Source organism: Nocardia arthritidis (assembly GCF_011801145.1).
Taxonomy (GTDB): domain Bacteria; phylum Actinomycetota; class Actinomycetes; order Mycobacteriales; family Mycobacteriaceae; genus Nocardia; species Nocardia arthritidis_A.
On the sequence record NZ_CP046172.1, the window covers coordinates 4756951 to 4773145 of the forward strand.

Sequence of the window (16195 nt, forward strand, 5' to 3'; positions counted from 1 at the left end):
CACGAATGCCCGAGGATATGACAGCGGACGCGGTGCGGATCGAGGAGTACGACGGGGACCGCGGCCGGATCGAATGGCTGATGCGGTTGGCCGAGGAATCCGATCAGATGCTCTACAGCTATCGCGACACCGGGCGGGTGTGGGTCGCGGTGACCGACGCCGGGGAGATCGTCGGTCAGTTGCTGGCCGCGCCCGAGGCGGACGGTGTGAGCTGGGAGATCGTCAACCTGGGTATTGCGGAACCGTTGCGCGGCAAGGGAATCGGGCGGCGGATGGTCGAGCTGGCGATCGCCGAGGCGGGTAAGGCGGGGATGAGCCGGGTCGAGGTGGCAACGGCGGCAACCGATATCGGCAATCTGCGGTTCTATCAGCGCTGCGGGTTCCGGATGAGCCGGATCGTGCGCGACGCGTTCGGCGCGCACACCGGTTATCCGGAATGGATTGATGTGGACGGGATTCCGCTGCGCGACCAGGTGTGGTTCGATATGGAGCTCTGAGTCAGGGGCGCAGTTCGCCCGATCCGCGTACCAGCAGTCGTGTCGGCACGATCGTGTGCCGGGGTGGTCCGGCGTCGCCGTCGAGGCGTGCGAACAGGAGTTCGGCCGCGGCCCTGCCGATCGCCGCGGGATTCTGGGCGACGGCGGTGAGCGCGGGATCGAGTAGTTCGGCCAGCGGCAGATCGTCGAATCCGACTACGGCGACCCGGTTTTGGCGGCCACGGCGCTGCACGGCGCGCAGCACGCCGATGGTGATCAGGTTCTGTCCGCTGAACAGCGCGGTGGGCGGGTCCGCCGCGTCGAGGAGTTCGCCCGCGGCGCGTTCGGCGGACTCGATGCAGCGCAGGTCGTGCCGGATCAGTGTGGGGTCGAGGGCAATCGCGTTGCGCGCCAAGCCTTCCACGTAACCGGCGTAGCGTTCGGCGGCGGTCCGGATGGTGTGCAGGTCGCCGAGGAAGGCGATGCGGCGGTGCCCGTGCGCGGCCAGGTGGCCGGTGGCGGTGGCGGCGCCGTCGCGGTTGTCGACGGTGACGCTGTCGAGGCCGGCGCCGTCCTCGGCCCGGTCGACCAGTACGACGGGGGTGCCGCGGCGCTGTTCGTGCAGCAGCAACGGGTATTCGTCGCCGACGGGCATCACGATGAGTCCGTCCACCCGCCGCGACAGCAGCGCGTCGAGCACCTGGCGCTGGCGGGCCGGGTCCTCGTCGCTGCTCACCGCGAACACCAGGGTTCCGCGTTCGTGGGCGAAGTCCTCGACGGCCCGATGTAGTTGGGAGGCATAGGGATTGGCGACATCCATCAGGACGAGACCGATTGCGGCGGTTTTGCGGTCCAGGCCGCGCAGCGTGCTCGCGGCCAGGTTGTGCCGGTAGTCGAGCATGGTCACCGCGTCGGTGACGCGGCGGGTGAGCGCGGCCGAGACGCCGGGCTCGCCGCGCACCACCCGGGATACGGTTTTGATGCTCACCCCGGCCAGTGCCGCGACATCGCGCATGGTGGCGCCCCTGCGGCCTGACAACGCTGCCTCCGAATCGGCCGACGCCGACATCGCCTACCTCGCTTCACACACGCCATAAAGCTGGTCAATACCGGTGTTTCGCGGCCCTGGACATGAGCCACGTCACATTCTATGGTTCTGACAACGTTGTCTTCTATGACCGTTTTTCAGGAGTACGCCGATGTTCTCGCAACACCCCATCGGCCGCACCGCACGCCTGGCCGGCGTCGGGATCGCGGTCACCGCACTGGCCTTCGCCGCGACCGCCTGTGGTAGCGGATCGAAATCCGATTCGGGTCAGGTGGTGGTCGGTTTGATCACCAAGACCGACACCAACCCCTTCTTCGTGAAGATGAAACAGGGCGCGCAGAAGGAGGCCGACGCGGCCGGGGTGAAATTGCTGACCGCCGCCGGGAAGTTCGACGGCGACAACGCCAGCCAGGTCACCGCCATCGAGAACATGGTGAACGCGGGCGCGAAGGGCATCCTGATCACCGCGAGCGATACCAAGGCGATCGTTCCCGCCGTCACCAAGGCGCGCGCGAAGGGCGTCGAGGTGATCGCGCTGGACACGCCGACCGATCCGCAGAGCGCGGTCGATGCGCTGTTCGCCACCAACAATTTCACCGCCGGCCAGCTGATCGGCAAATACGCCAAGGCCGTCGAGGGCGACAAGCCGGTGAAGATCGCGATGATCGACCTGAATCCCGGTGTCACGGTAGGTGTGTTGCGGCACAACGGTTTTCTGACCGGATACGGTGCGGCGCAGGCCACCCAGGAGATGAAGGAAGACGTGTCCGCGCCGAATGTGGTGTGCGCGCAACCGGCCGAGGGCGATCAGGCGAAGGCGCAGTCGGCGATGGAGACCTGCCTGCAGAAGGATCCGGGCGTCAACGTCGTCTACACCATCAACGAGCCGTCGGCGCTCGGTGCGTACACCGCGCTGAAGACCGCGGGCAAGGAGAAGGATGTGCTGATCGTCTCGGTCGACGGCGGCTGCTCCGGGGTGAAGGCGGTGCAGGACGGCAGGATCGCGGCCACCTCCCAGCAGTATCCGCTGCTGATGGCGAGCAAAGGTGTGCAGGCGGTGGTCGATTTCGCGAAGAACGGTAAGAAGACCTCCGGATACACCGATACCGGCGTCAACCTGATCACCGGGAAACCGCAGGCGGGCGTGGAGTCCAAGGACGTGCAGTACGGCCTGGACAACTGCTGGGGCTGATGAGAATGGCTGCAGCGCAGAATGATTCGGCGGAGGTGGCGGTGACGCGGCCCGGCGCAGGGGCCTCCGCCGTCGCGGGCCGGTTGACGTTCGCGAAAATCCTTGCCCTGCCCAATATCGGCCCCATCCTGGCGATCGTGATCGCGGTGGCGTTCTTCGCCGCGCGCTCGGACCGATTCCTCACCGGCGGCAACTTCTCGCTGATCGTGCAACAGGTGATGGTGGTCGGTACGTTGGCGATCGGGCAGACGCTGATCATCCTGACGGCCGGAATCGATCTGTCCAACGGTGCGGTGATGGCGCTCGGCAATATCGCGATCACCAAACTCGCGGTCGATTCCGGGTTGCCGCCGCTGGTGGCGATCGCGCTCGGATTGGCGTTGACGGCCGGATTCGGTTTGCTGAACGGCACTTTGGTGAGCTGGGTGAAGCTGCCGCCGTTCATTGTCACCCTCGGCACCTACGGGATCGCGTTCGCGCTCACCCACATCTATTCGCAGGAACAGACGATTTCGGGGCTGCCGGGCGCGTTGACGTTCTTCGACAAGACCTTTCCGCTCGGCGACACCGACATCACCTACGGGTCGGTGATGATGCTGATGCTGTTCGCCATCGCCTGGTATGTGCTGCGGCTGACCGCGGCCGGGCGGCACGTGTACGCGGTCGGCAACAATCCGGAGGCGGCGCGGCTCACCGGAATCGACACGCGCCGAGTACTTCTCGGCGTATACACCGCGGCGGGACTGATCTACGGCGTCGCGGCCCTGCTGCTGGTGGCCCGCACCGGGGTAGGCGACCCGAACGCGGGCCAAACCGACAACCTCGACTCGATCACCGCCGTAGTGCTCGGCGGCACAAGCCTTTTCGGTGGCCGGGGCAGCGTGATCGGCACCCTGCTCGGCGCGTTGATCGTCGGCATCATCCGAAACGGGCTGCAGCTGATCGGGGTGGCCTCGATCTATCAGACGCTGATCACCGGCATCCTGGTGATCGCGGCCGTCGCCATCGACCAGCTCAACCGCAGGAGGCAGAAGTGAGCGCGACTCCGGTGCTGCAGGCGAAGCGTCTGGTGAAACGCTACGGGCACGTCACCGCGCTGGACGGCGCGGATTTCGAGCTCTACCCCGGCGAGATCCTCGCCGTCATCGGCGACAACGGTGCCGGGAAATCGACGCTGATCAAGGCGCTGTCCGGGGCGATCGTCCCGGACGAGGGCGAAATCCTGTTGGACGGCAAGCCCGTTCGCTTCCGCAGCCCCATCGATGCGCGCCGGGCGGGCATCGAAACCGTCTATCAGGATCTGGCCGTCGCACCCGCGCTCGATATCGCCGAGAACCTGTTCCTGGGCCGGGAGATCCGCCGCCGCGGCGTGCTCGGTACGGTTTTCCGGATGCTGGACAAGAAACGCATGCTCGCCGAATCCCAGGCGCATATGGAGAATCTGAAGATCGGCATCCGGTCCATGAAACAGGATGTGGAAACCCTGTCGGGCGGGCAGCGTCAGGGCGTCGCGGTGGCGCGCAGCGCGGCCTTCGCCCGGCATGTGGTGATCATGGACGAACCGACCGCCGCGCTCGGCGTCAAGGAAACCGGGATGGTGCTCGACCTCATCCGCGAGGTCCGCGACCGCGGGCTGCCGGTCATCGTGATCAGCCACAACATGCCCAACGTCTTCGAGATCGCCGACCGCGTGCACATTCAGCGGCTCGGGCGGCGGGTCGCGGTGATCCGGCCGCACGAACACTCCATGTCCGACGCGGTCGCCATCATGACGGGGGCGATGGCGGGCACCGAAGTCGACGGTCACGGTGTCTGAACCGCGCGGCGTCATCGCCGTCGCCGGTGAGGCGCTGGTCGACCTGGTGCCCGCGGGCCCGCCCGACCAGTTCCATGCCGCGCCCGGCGGCAGCCCCGCCAATGTCGCGGTGGGGCTGGCCCGTTTGGGGGTCCCGGCGCGGATGCTGGCCCGCATCGGCACCGATCTGCTCGGCCGCCGCATCCGTAAACACCTGTCGAGCAACGGAATCGACCTCGATCATGCGGTCGCGGCCACCGAACCGTCCTCGCTGGCGCTGGTGGACCTCGCACCGGACGGCGGCGCCGACTACGACTTCCGCATCGACGGCACCGCCGACTGGCAGTGGACCGACCGCGAACTGGCCACCGCGCTGGACGGCAATGTCGTTGCGCTGCACACCGGTTCGCTGGCGCTGGTACTGCCGCCGGGCGCGGACGCGCTGATGCGGCTCGTCACCCGCGCCGAATGCACCATCTCCTACGACCCGAACTGCCGACCCCTGCTCACCGACCGCGCCGACATGCTCGCCCGCGTCGAACGGATGCTTCCGTTGGCCGACGTCGTCAAAGCCAGCGCCGAGGACCTGGCCTGGCTGTATCCCGGGCGTGCGGTGGAAGACGTGCTGCGCGAATGGGTTTCGCGTGGACCCGCGGTCGTGGTGCTGACGCTCGGCGGTGACGGCGCCATCGGGATGACCGCCGAGGGTGCCGAACCGGTGCGTTGTCCGGGGCGTGCGGTGCGGGTGGTGGACACCGTGGGCGCCGGTGACGCGTTCACCGCGGGACTGCTCGCCGGGTTCAGACGCCGCGACCTGCTCGGCGTTGGTCGTCGAAATGCGTTGGGCGCGTTGGGGGACGGTGAGTTCGGCGCGGTATTGGAAGAGGCGGCGTTGATCGCGGCGATCACCTGCACCCGGCGTGGTGCGGATCCGCCCACGTTGGCGGAGTTGGGGCAGTGATGGTTGGGGGCGCTGCGGCGACTGGATCGCCTGAGGTAGGTGTGGGGGCTGGTTGGCCGGGGGTACCGCGCTGACTTGGCGGTTGGGCTGCGTGTTGGGAGTGATCGGTGCGTCGTATGGTGGTCGCGTCGCCACGACGACGGAATCGCCCGAGATAGGCGCGGGGTTCGTTGGCAGGCGGGGTCTCGTTCCCGCCAAATGGGACCGGGTCGGCCGTGACCCGTTCGTCGATAGCGCCGCACCCCGTCCCTATTCGGCACACCCCGTACAACGAATGTGCGGTTCGAAGACGGGGTGCGGCAGCCTTTATTCACCTTTGAACACGTAGGTAATCCGTTCCGGCGCATCAATTGGCTTCCCGCACACGCTCTTGCATGCGCGCGAAACTGAAACCTACGCGGGAACAGTGGCATCCGAGGCGAGAACCGAAACGCCGCTTGCCGACGCACCACGCACCTACCTGGGGCGATTCAGCCGTCGTAGCGACGTGACCCGAGACCCGACCTACCGATCACTCCCAACCGCAGGCGGAATCCACCGAGCACAACCTCTGAACGGCCCACGATGTCGGCAAGCGGTGATGGTCGAACGACAGCACAACGGCAGTCGACCCGCACCACCGGGCGGGTTCGGTGATCCGGCAGAATACTGGGTGGCAGAAGGGATCGGATCATGCTTGGCAGAATCGCGTTGGCACAGGTGAACAGCACCGCCGATCCGGGCGAGAACCTGGGCGTGGTGCGGGAGTACACGGGGCGGGCCGCGGCGGCGGGGGCGCGGCTGGTGGTGTTCCCGGAGGCGATGATGCGGCGGTTCGGCGGCAATCTCGCCGCGGTCGCCGAACCCGTCGACGGGCCGTGGGCGGACGCGGTGCGGCGGATCGCCGAGGAGGCCGCGGTCACGGTGGTCGCGGGCATGTTCACCCCGGCCGAGGACGGGCGGGTGCGCAATACCCTGCTCATCACCGGCGGCGGCGTCGACACCCACTACGACAAGATCCACCTCTACGACGCGTTCGGGTTCACCGAATCGGCCACCGTCGCCCCGGGCGAGCATCCGGTGCTCGCCGAAATCGCCGGAACCACAGTGGGTTTCGCCACCTGCTACGACATCCGGTTCCCCGGGCTGTTCCAGCGGCTCGCCGCCGACGGCGCCGACCTGATCGTGGTCGCCGCGTCCTGGGGTGACGGGCCGGGCAAGGTGGACCAGTGGCGGCTGCTGGCCCGGGCCCGCGCCCTCGACGCCACCGCCCTCGTCGCGGCCTGCGGTCAGGCGCGGCCCGCCACCGTCAGCAACCCCACCGCCCCACTCGGGGTCGGCCACAGCGCCGTCATCGGATCCGGCGGCACGGTACTCGCCGAACTCGGCCCCGACCCGGACCTGCTGATCGCCGACATCGATCCCGGTCAGGTCGACGACTGGCGCAAAACCCTTCCCGTGCTGGCGAACCGGCGCTACTGAAACGGTTCGACCGGCTGTCGCACTCGGGCCGTCTCGCGGCAATCGCATTCGATACTCCGTGAGCGGGCCGCACCGATACCGGTTCGGCATCGGTGCGGAAAACCGTGTGCGAACCGGCCGCGGCGTGGATGCTGAACTACGGCAGGCGATCCGGCTCGCGGCAGAAGGGTGACGAGATGACGCCGACCCCGGTGAAAGAGGACAGGTTCTCGTTCGGGTTGTGGACGGTGGGCTGGCAGGGCCGCGACCCGTTCGGGGATCCGACCAGGCCCGCGCTGGATCCGGTTGCGGCGGTGCACCGGCTGGCCGAACTCGGCGCTTACGGCATCACGTGCCACGACGACGACCTGATCCCGTTCGGCGCGACCGCCGCGCAGCGGGACCGGATCGTCGAACGGTTCCGCAAGGCGCTGTCGGAGGCCGGGCTGGTGGTGCCGATGATGACGACGAACCTGTTCACCCACCCGGTGTTCAAGGACGGCGGATTCACCGCGAACGACCGCGACGTGCGGCGGTTCGCGCTGCGAAAGGTGTTGCGCAACATCGAACTCGCCGCCGAACTCGGGGCAGGCACCTACGTGCTGTGGGGCGGGCGCGAAGGCGCGGAATACGATGCCGCCAAGGATGTGCGGGCCGCGTTGGACCGCTACCGTGAGGCGCTGAACACGCTCACCGCCTTCGTGCTCGACCGCGGCTACGACATCCGATTCGCGATCGAACCGAAACCGAACGAGCCGCGCGGCGACATCCTGCTGCCGACGATCGGGCATGCGCTGGCTTTCGTTGCGACACTGGACCATTCGGAGCTGGTCGGGTTGAATCCGGAGGTCGGGCACGAGCAGATGGCCGGGCTCAACTACACCCACGGCATCGCGCAGGCGCTGTGGCACGGCAAACTGTTCCACCTGGACCTCAACGGTCAGCGCGGCGTGAAATACGACCAGGACCTGGTATTCGGTCACGGTGACCTGCTCAACGCCTTCGCCCTGGTCGACCTGCTCGAACACGGCGGCCCAGGCGGCGGCCCCGCCTACCACGGCCCCCGCCACTTCGACTTCAAACCCGCACGCACCGAGGACATTTCGGGAGTCTGGGCGGCCGCGGCCGCGAATATGCGCACCTATCTGCTGCTGCGCGAACGCGCCACCGCGTTCCGCGCCGACCCCGATGTGCGGCAGGCGCTTTCGCTGGCCCAGGTGGACGAACTGAACCGGCCGACACTGACATCGACCGAAACCGCGCAAGATCTATTGTCCGACAAGGGAATCGACGCCTTCGACCCGGACGCCGCCGGCACCCGCGGCTGCGGCTTCGTCGCACTGAACCAACTCATGGTCGAACACCTGATGGGCGCCCGCTGAACCCGGTGCGATGCCGTAACGATATTGCGGCTGTGCGGGTTTCGTCGTAGGTCAGCTGATAACGAAGGCGGGAGACCGAGCGACTCGGCCTGTGAACGGACTGGCGATGGAGGGTCCGATGGCCGAGAATGTCGCGTCGATACGCCGCTGGTTTCGGTGGGCGATCGTGGTCGCTCGCATAGTGATGAATGTTCTGTGCGTGGCTGTGTTCCTCGTAGGCATGGCTGGGGTCGGCGCAGTGGTGGCCTTCGTGTATATGTCTGATTCGAGCCTGTATCGCCGGAGTGATGAGCCGGGCTCGGATATGAGGCCGATGACTGTGCCGCGGACAGAGCCGTTCCCATCGCCCACCACGATCACCCCGCAGACCGCTGAGCCGACAGGTCGGTGAAGTCGAAGAACTCGAGCTGCCGGGAGACGGAACCTAACTCGAAACCAGGCCCCGCACAGTCGGTTCCGCGGCTTCGTCGCAGGGGTCGGGGCTGTCGAACAGGGCAGTAGACCGCGCCGGGGCGGTCCGGCAGAAGCCGGCGTCGTCGGACAGGCGGACCACGGCGGGCGGTTCGACCGGGAGACGCAGGCGCGCGCGGTCGATGTCGCGCGGATCCACCGGACGGAGGCGAGCGGTCCGGCCGCCGGGCTCCAGCGGCGGATCGGGAGGTGTCGAAGGGAACGGTGCCGAGAGCAGCGGGCGGTGTCCGACGCGGACCACGGTCTGCCGCTCGGCCCGGAACAGCAGGCCGCCGCGAGGCCATTCGAAGGCGAGGATTCGACCCGTGAGCGCAACTTCCAGGGGCAGGTAGGCGCTGCCGTACAGGTAGGGATCCGGGCTGGACAGGGCGTGAAAACCGCAGGTGCAGTTGGGATCCGGGGCGCGGTGGTCGCGCCGCAGCCCACATTCGGCGATTGCGTCGGCCGGATAAGGTCCGCCTCGGGTGGCCGGGACGAATCGGTCCCCGGCCGGTCGTGCCACCTTGTACGCCCAGATCGCCCACAGCCCGTCGACGGTCTGCGTCAGCGCGGACGCCACAGCCTCCGGAACCACCGGGACGGTACTTGTCCCGGCCTCGAAATCCGCGAGCAGTCTTCCGCCTTCACACATGGTGCGTTACCTCGGTACGAATGCCGATTTGCCTGTGCCCGAGCGTACGCCCGTATCCACCACCAACGCGAGCATCAGCCAAATCCGAGCGAATCTCGCCACCACCGGAACGAGACACTCGTCCCGCCATCCGAGGCACTACGGCCCAGCGAATCGACCGTTCCGCATCAGGACAAGTGCGCACATGACTGGTGACGTAGCGGTATTGCTTCTGTGCGGTATTCGCCCGCCGCCGGTGTGGGGTATCGGCGAGAACTGATGCCGGGCAAGTGCGGCCCGCCCGTAGGGTTGGTGTTGTGGCGGAACAGGATTGGTATTGCGATGAGGTCATTCCCCGTGTGATCGACGTCGATGTTGTTGTCGAGACGGATCATGTGCTGGCCTTTCGGCCACCGATTCAAGGGTTTGGGACCGAGCATGTGATCGTGGTGCCGAAACGTCACGTCCGGTCGCTGCTCGAGCTCGATCCAGAGCTTGGGGCTCATCTGCTGACGGTCGTCCAGGATGTTGCGCAGCGTGTTGTTGATGAGCATGGAGGCTGTCAGGTTCTGACCACTCTCGGCAGCGAACAACACAACCGGCACCTTCATCTGCATGTCGCTGCCGGTGACGGAGTAGCCCGGTTCGTTTCCCGGAATTAGTGCGCGCTCGGGCAGGCCGTATCGCGGCGACACGCTAGGGTTGCAATTGCTCGCAACCTGCGTCGTCGCCTCCATCGCGGCAATGTGCAGTGTTGCATTTAATGCAATTCATCCCAAAACCGCACTCACAGGCCGAGTTTCGTGACGGCGTTGTCCTCCAAGGGATTCGCGGTGCGTATATAACCGTGGACGGTGCGCGGATTGGACCAGCGGCCTTGGCGCATGATTTCGCGGTCACTGGCGCCGCCGAGGGCGGCCTGGGTGGCGAAACCTGCGCGCAGCGAATGGCCGGAGAACAGGTCGGGGTCCAGACCCGCCCGCGCCGCATAGCGTTTCACCAATTCGGCGACCGCGCGCCCGGACATGGGCCGCTCACCGATCGTGCCGTGCCGGTTGATCGTCGGAAACAGCGGCAGCTCAGGGTATTCGGCGAGCACGCTGCCGGTGAATCCGTGACAGCGGTGGATCCCGGCGTCGACGGCCGGGGCCGTGGCCAGCCAGGTTCGCACACCGGATTCGCCTGCCGTGTCATGGATTTCCCGCAGCCGCAGCCAATCGGCGAACGCGCACACCGGGCAGGTGGACGGGCGGCGGCCGCGGGGCAGCGCCACCCGCTGCTCGGCGACGCCGGTCGGGTCGGTCTTGGTCGACGGCAATCGCACCAGCAGCACCGGCTCGCCGGTCCGGTGCTCGACGCTCACCTCGATATCCGAAATCCGCAGTCCGGCAAGCTCACTGCGGCGCAGCGCACCCGCGAAACCGATCAGCAGCACCAGGGCGTCGCGCCGGCGCGCGGGTTCGGACGGCCACCCCGGATCCGGCAGACCCGCCAGCAATTGGTCCAGCGTGTGCAGCAGCACGGGGCGTTTGCGCGCGGGCCGGGCCCGGCGGCTGCGGCGGATGCCGCGCAGGGTCAACCGCACCACATCGGATCTGGTCGGCGATGGCAGACCGTTGGCGGCGTGCACCGCGGCGATGGCGGCCGCCTTGCGTTCCAGCGTCGCCGGGCTGAACGCCCATTCGCCGCCCTCTCGGCGCGCGTCGGCGGCCGCCGCGAGATACACCGCGACATCCAGGGCGTCGGCGGGCAGTGCGCGGCGTCCCTCGGCCGCGCACCAGGCCGACCAGGCCAGCCAATCGGTGCGGTAGGCGCGCACAGTATTCGCCGACTGCGACGCCTCCAGGTATCGGCTCAGTGCCCCCGCCTGCTCGTCGTCGAACCGGTCGCGCACCAGCCGCAGCGCCGCGGCGTCGACGAGGACGCTGCGCACCCCGTGCCGCAGCTGGGTGCGCACCGACTCCGGCACCGCGACCACCGCGGACCGCTCCGTCATCGCGCAACTCCCGTCGTCCAGCCGAAAACGTAAGCGTACGACAGGATCCCGCGCGAACCGCCGAACCGGGCGCCGGATGTCGCGCCCTCGCGGAAGTAGGGTCCGGCGCGGTGGCGGGAATCGCCGACACGGGTAGTGGCGAATGTTCAGCAATCGCCGGTAATCTCGGCCGAGGCTGGCGGTGATCCTTCCAGCCAGAAATGTTGCCGAGGATAGGGGATTCCGTGACCGCTGCCGGTCGTTCGATCGCGCTGGACCGCCGCACGTTTCTGCTCGCGCTGGGTGCGCTGCCCGTCTTCGCCGCGTGCGGCAAGGATGCCGCGCCCAAGCAGCTCACCGGACCCGACCTGAGCGGTGTGGATCCCGCGATCCGGCCGCAGGACGATCTCTACCGCAACGTCAACGGAAAATGGCTCGCCGAATACCAGCTGCCGCCGGATAAAACCCGCTATTCCACCTTCGATCAGGTCGCCGAGCTCGTGCGCGGGCAACTGCGGGCCATCGTGGAGGGTGCTGACCCGAAGGCGGGCACCACCGACCAGCAGATCCGCGACCTCTACGACGCGCGCATGGACACCGACACCGTCGAGAAACTCGGCCTCACCCCGCTGGCCGGGCTGTTCGGGAAGATCGACGGCGCCGCGACCAAACCCGGCCTGGCCAAGGTGATGGGTGAGCTACCGATCGCCGGGCTGATCGGGCTCGGCGTCGACGTCGACGCGAAGAATTCCACCGCCTACCTGCCCGTGATCGGCCAATCCGGTATCGGAATCGGCGAACAGTACTACCGCAAGCCGCAATTCGCCGACAAACTCGCCGCCTACCGCACCTACCTCGAGCGCCTCGCCACCGCCGCGGCCCTGCCCGACCCGGCGGCCCTCGTGGGCCGGGTGCTCGACCTGGAAACCAAGATCGCCGCCGCGTTCTGGGACAACGTCCGCCTGCGCGACGAGGACGCCCAGTACAACGTGCGCAGCTGGTCCGAATTGGTCGCGCTCGCACCGGAATTCGACTGGGCTGCGTGGCTGTCCGGCAAGACCGGCCGTCCGGCGGATCTGTTCGCGAAAGTGGTTGTGCACCAACCGTCGTTCGTCACCGCCGCCGGCGGGCTGTGGGCGCAGACCGATATCGCGGTGCTGCGCGACTATCTGCGCATCGTCCTGCTGCGTGATTTCGCGAAATACCTGCCGAAGGCGTTCGCCGACGCCGACTTCGAATTCAACGGCAAGGTGATGAGCGGACTGCGCGAGCAGCCGGAACGCTGGAAACAGGCGATCGACACGGTCAGCCAGAAGCTCGGCCAGCCGCTGGGGAAACTGTATGTGGCCAAACACTTTCCGGCCGACGCCCGGGACCGCGCAAAGGAAATGGTCGCCGACATCATGGCCGCCTACCGGGACAATTTCACCAACTCCACCTGGATGAGCCAACCCACGCGCGACGCCGCCATCGCCAAACTCGGCAAGATCGACACCAAGATCGGCTACCCCGACAAGTGGATCGACTACTCGGCGGTGCGCATCACCAAGGGCAAACTCATCGAATCCATCCGCGAGATACAGGCTTTCGACCGCAAGCGGATGTTCGACCGGCTCGGCGGCCCGGTCGACCGCACCGAATGGCATATGACACCGCAGACCGTCAACGCCTACTACAACCCCAACGGCAACGAAATCGTATTCCCCGCGGCGTTCCTGCAGCCGCCGTTCTTCGACAAGGATGCCGAGCCCGCGGTGAACTACGGTGCGGTCGGCGCGGTCGTCGGCCACGAGATCGGGCACGGATTCGACGACCAGGGCGCCAAATACGACGGTGACGGCAACCGCACCGACTGGTGGACGCCGCAGGACCAGGCCGCGTTCGAAGCGAAAACCCAGCAGGTGATCGCCCAATACGACGCGCTGGTACCCGAGGGACTCGACCCGTCCATGCACGTCAACGGCAAACTCACCGTCGGGGAGAACCTCGCCGACCTGCGCGGGCTGCAACTGGCGCTGGCCGCCTACCGGATCGCCGAAAAGCGAAGGGGCAACGACAAACCCGACTACACCCCGATGTTCCAGGCGTGGGCGCGCAACTGGCGGACCAAGCAGGCCAAGGAAAGCGTCGAACTGCAGATCGAGAACGACCCGCACTCGCCGGGAGAGTTCCGCGCCAATCAGGTGGTGCGCAACCTCGCCGAGTTCTACACCACCTTCGGGGTCAAGGAGGGCGACCGGATGTTCCTCGCCGCCGATCAGCGGGTGACCTTCTAGGACCTGCCGCAAAGTCCGGTCGGATGTATCCGCGGTCCAGCTCCGACAAGGCGGAGGGGAGCCGACACCGGGATGTATGGGCGGTGACGACAACGCGGCCAGACGGCGAGCTGGACCGTGGAGGCGTCGGATCGGGACTTTGCGGACCGGCCTAGGTTCGCCCGGGCATCACCAGGTATCGGCGAGCCGCCACAGCCGCACCGTTGCGTCCTTGCCGCCGGTGGCGAGCATGGCACCGTCGGGGCTGAACGCCACCGACCAGACCTCGTCGGTGTGGCCGGATAGCGGCTGGCCTGCGGGTTCGCGGAAGTCGATATTCCACCAGGGGCTGTACACATTCCACAGCCGCACGGTGTCGCCGGTGGCGGCGGCCACCAGTCTTCCGTCGACGCTGAAGTCGACCGAAGACACCTTGCCGTCCGTGGCGGCGGGCGGCCGATCCTCTTCGCGGGTGCGCATGTTCCACCAGCGGACGGTGGCGTCGAGCCCGCCCGAGACCAGGAGGTTGCCGTCGGGGCTGAAGGCCAGCGCGAAGACCGGGCCGGCGTGGCCGGTGAGCGGTGGGCCGTCGAGCCTGCGGGTGCGCACGTCCCACAGCCGCACCGTGCCGTCGAGGTGGGCGGTGGCGAGCCGGGTACCGTCGGGTGCGAACACCACGGCTTGGACCGGGGACGGGTGGTCGACGGTCAGCGCAACGTCGGGTTGCCGGTTGTCCGTATGCCAGAACCCCACCCGGCCCCGCTGATCGCCGACGGCCAGCAGCGGTTCCGTCGGACTGAACGCCACCGCGCCGAAGTCCGCGCTTTCGAAGCTTTCCACCGTGACAGGCTCCCGGGTACGCATATCCCACAGCAGCGCCGCGACCCAGCCGTATCCGTAGCGCGTGGCGCCGGGACCGGAACCGGAGGCCAGCTGGGTGCCGTTGGGGCTGAACGCGATCGAGCGCGCACCAGAGATGTGGCCCCTGAGCGGATCGCCATCGGGCTTGCGGGCGTGCACATTCCACAGCCGCACCGTGCCGTCCGATCCGCCGGAGGCCAGCAGGTCGCCGCTGGGGTTGAACATCATCGAGAACACCGGGCCGGTGTGGCCGGTGAGGACAGCGTCGGCGATCACCGTCGTCCGGCGCGCGGCGAAGGCGGCGGTGAGGCCGCCGGCAACGGGGACGGCGGCAAGGCCACCGATCAGCAGTCGTCTTCTGCCGAACCGGTTCGCCCGCTGCGGCGTGGATTCCGTTGGCAACAGGGCCGTTTCGTTCGGATGCCGCGGCGTGGGTTCCGTTGCCCGAACTGTTGCTTCGTCCGGATGCGGCGGCGGTTCCGTTGTCTGCACGGTTGCTTCGTTGGGACGCGGCGGCGTGGATTCCGTTGGCAGCAGGAGCGTTTCGTTCGGATGCGGTGGCGTGGGTTCCGCTGTCCGCACGGTTGCATCGTCCGCATGCGGCAGCGTGGGTTCCGTTGTCAGTAGGGTCGTTTGGTTCGGACGCGGCGGCGTAGATTCCGTTGTCAGCGGGGCCGTTTCGTCCGGATGCGGCGGTGTCGGTTCCGCTGACGGCAGGGTCGTTTCATCCGGACGCGGCCCGGTGACGGTCAGCTGTGTCATCGGTTCGGGCGCGCGGCGATGCCGTCCGGCGGTGAGTGCGTCGGCCGCAGCGTCGGCGAGGGCGGCGCAGGTGGGGTAGCGGTCGGCGGGCTGTTTGGCCAGCGCGGTGGCGATCACGGCGTCCAGGGCGGTGGGCAGCGGCCGCAGGTCGCTCGGCGCGGGCGCGGGATCGGTGAGATGCGCGACCAGCACCGCGGCGTGGTGTGGGCGCGGGAACGGGGGCTGGCCGGTGAGCAACTGGTAGAGGGTGCAGCCGAGGGAATAGATGTCGGCGCGGTGATCGGCGGGCCGGTTCGACAGGCGTTCCGGGGCGGTGTAGGCGACGGTCGCGGCGACACCGGACATGGTGACGGTGTCGTCGAGGGTGCGGGCGATACCGAAATCGGTGAGCAGCGCCCGTTGCCCGCCGCGCGGATCGTCCTCGACGAGCAGATTGCCGGGTTTGACGTCGCGGTGCAGCACACCCTTGCGGTGGGCGAAGTCCAGGGCGTGTGCCGCATCGGCGATCAACCGCATCGCCCGCTCGGGCGGTAAACCCGCGGGCGCGGCGGCGAGCAAGGTGTTCGCGTCGCCGCCGTCGATGTAGCGCATCGACAGCCACAGCGCCGGATCATCGGATTCGCTGCGATCGTAGATGGGCACGATATTCGGATGATCCAGGTGAGCCGCCAGCTCGGCCTCGCGGTCGAACGCGGCGCGCACCTTCGGGTCGGCGGTGTAGGAGTCGTGCAGAACCTTCAGTGCGACAAGGCGTTTCAGCCGCGGATGGCGGGCGAGATAGACCACGCCCATACCGCCGGTGCCCAATTGCCGCTCGATGGCGAACCCGGCGAAATCCGTCCCCACCCGCAGAACCACCATCGACTCCTGTGCACGCCCGCGGCCCACGGCGGTGAAAAGTGATCGGGCCCAAGGGAATCTAACCCGAAACCCGGCGGACCGACAAACCGGCCCCAGCAAATGTCGA

13 protein-coding genes are annotated in these 16195 nt (G+C 67.7%); 8 read left to right on the forward strand and 5 right to left on the reverse strand.

What is annotated here, in order from left to right; genetic code table 11:
• Nucleotides 1-5: 5 nt before the first annotated feature.
• Entirely contained in the window at nucleotides 6-497 is a 492-nt protein-coding gene (locus F5544_RS21485) for a GNAT family N-acetyltransferase (protein WP_167474849.1), read from the forward strand.
• 1 nt (nucleotide 498) lies between these two features.
• Here the strand turns inward: F5544_RS21485 and F5544_RS21490 are convergent, their stop codons facing one another.
• Nucleotides 499-1515, reverse strand: coding sequence for a LacI family DNA-binding transcriptional regulator (locus F5544_RS21490; protein WP_238847368.1), 1017 nt, complete (start codon nucleotides 1513-1515; stop codon nucleotides 499-501).
• Nucleotides 1516-1675: 160 nt separating this feature from the next.
• On the opposite strand from F5544_RS21490, the gene F5544_RS21495 reads away from it, so the two are divergent.
• The 6 genes from F5544_RS21495 to xylA all read left to right on the forward strand — a co-directional run bounded on the left by F5544_RS21495 (nucleotide 1676) and on the right by xylA (nucleotide 8294).
• Nucleotides 1676-2716: a sugar ABC transporter substrate-binding protein gene (locus F5544_RS21495; protein WP_167474850.1), complete on the forward strand. Its 1041-nt coding sequence runs from the start codon at nucleotides 1676-1678 to the stop codon at nucleotides 2714-2716.
• Nucleotides 2717-2721: 5 nt separating this feature from the next.
• On the forward strand, nucleotides 2722-3753 hold the full coding sequence (locus F5544_RS21500) for an ABC transporter permease (protein ID WP_167474851.1): 1032 nt from the start codon (nucleotides 2722-2724) through the stop codon (nucleotides 3751-3753).
• A complete protein-coding gene (locus tag F5544_RS21505; RefSeq protein ID WP_167474852.1) occupies nucleotides 3750-4532 on the forward strand; it encodes an ATP-binding cassette domain-containing protein in 783 nt (260 codons plus the stop codon). The genes F5544_RS21500 and F5544_RS21505 overlap by 4 nt, the downstream gene beginning before the upstream one ends.
• Nucleotides 4525-5472, forward strand: a complete 948-nt coding sequence (locus F5544_RS21510) for a carbohydrate kinase family protein (RefSeq protein WP_167474853.1) — start codon at nucleotides 4525-4527, stop codon at nucleotides 5470-5472. Before F5544_RS21505 ends, F5544_RS21510 begins: the two co-directional genes overlap by 8 nt.
• A gap of 672 nt (nucleotides 5473-6144) precedes the next feature.
• Nucleotides 6145-6933 carry a carbon-nitrogen hydrolase family protein gene (locus tag F5544_RS21515; protein WP_167474854.1) on the forward strand — a complete coding sequence of 263 codons (789 nt, stop codon included), beginning with the start codon at nucleotides 6145-6147 and terminating at the stop codon, nucleotides 6931-6933.
• Between the two features lie 176 nt (nucleotides 6934-7109).
• Entirely contained in the window at nucleotides 7110-8294 is a 1185-nt protein-coding gene (xylA, locus tag F5544_RS21520; RefSeq protein ID WP_167479380.1) for a xylose isomerase, read from the forward strand.
• Nucleotides 8295-8718: 424 nt separating this feature from the next.
• Here xylA and F5544_RS21525 read toward each other — a convergent pair whose 3' ends face one another.
• The 3 genes from F5544_RS21525 to F5544_RS21535 form a co-directional block, all read right to left on the reverse strand.
• On the reverse strand, nucleotides 8719-9396 hold the full coding sequence (locus tag F5544_RS21525) for a hypothetical protein (protein WP_167474855.1): 678 nt from the start codon (nucleotides 9394-9396) through the stop codon (nucleotides 8719-8721).
• Between the two features lie 167 nt (nucleotides 9397-9563).
• On the reverse strand, nucleotides 9564-10112 hold the full coding sequence (locus F5544_RS46435; protein WP_238847370.1) for a hypothetical protein: 549 nt from the start codon (nucleotides 10110-10112) through the stop codon (nucleotides 9564-9566).
• 50 nt (nucleotides 10113-10162) lie between these two features.
• Entirely contained in the window at nucleotides 10163-11371 is a 1209-nt protein-coding gene (locus tag F5544_RS21535; RefSeq protein WP_167474857.1) for a site-specific integrase, read from the reverse strand.
• Nucleotides 11372-11595: 224 nt separating this feature from the next.
• On the opposite strand from F5544_RS21535, the gene F5544_RS21540 reads away from it, so the two are divergent.
• On the forward strand, nucleotides 11596-13626 hold the full coding sequence (locus tag F5544_RS21540; RefSeq protein ID WP_342760427.1) for a M13 family metallopeptidase: 2031 nt from the start codon (nucleotides 11596-11598) through the stop codon (nucleotides 13624-13626).
• Nucleotides 13627-13794: 168 nt separating this feature from the next.
• On the opposite strand, the gene F5544_RS21545 is transcribed toward F5544_RS21540, so the two are convergent.
• Nucleotides 13795-16089, reverse strand: coding sequence for a WD40 repeat domain-containing serine/threonine protein kinase (locus tag F5544_RS21545; RefSeq protein WP_167474859.1), 2295 nt, complete (start codon nucleotides 16087-16089; stop codon nucleotides 13795-13797).
• Between the last annotated feature and the right edge of the window lie 106 nt (nucleotides 16090-16195).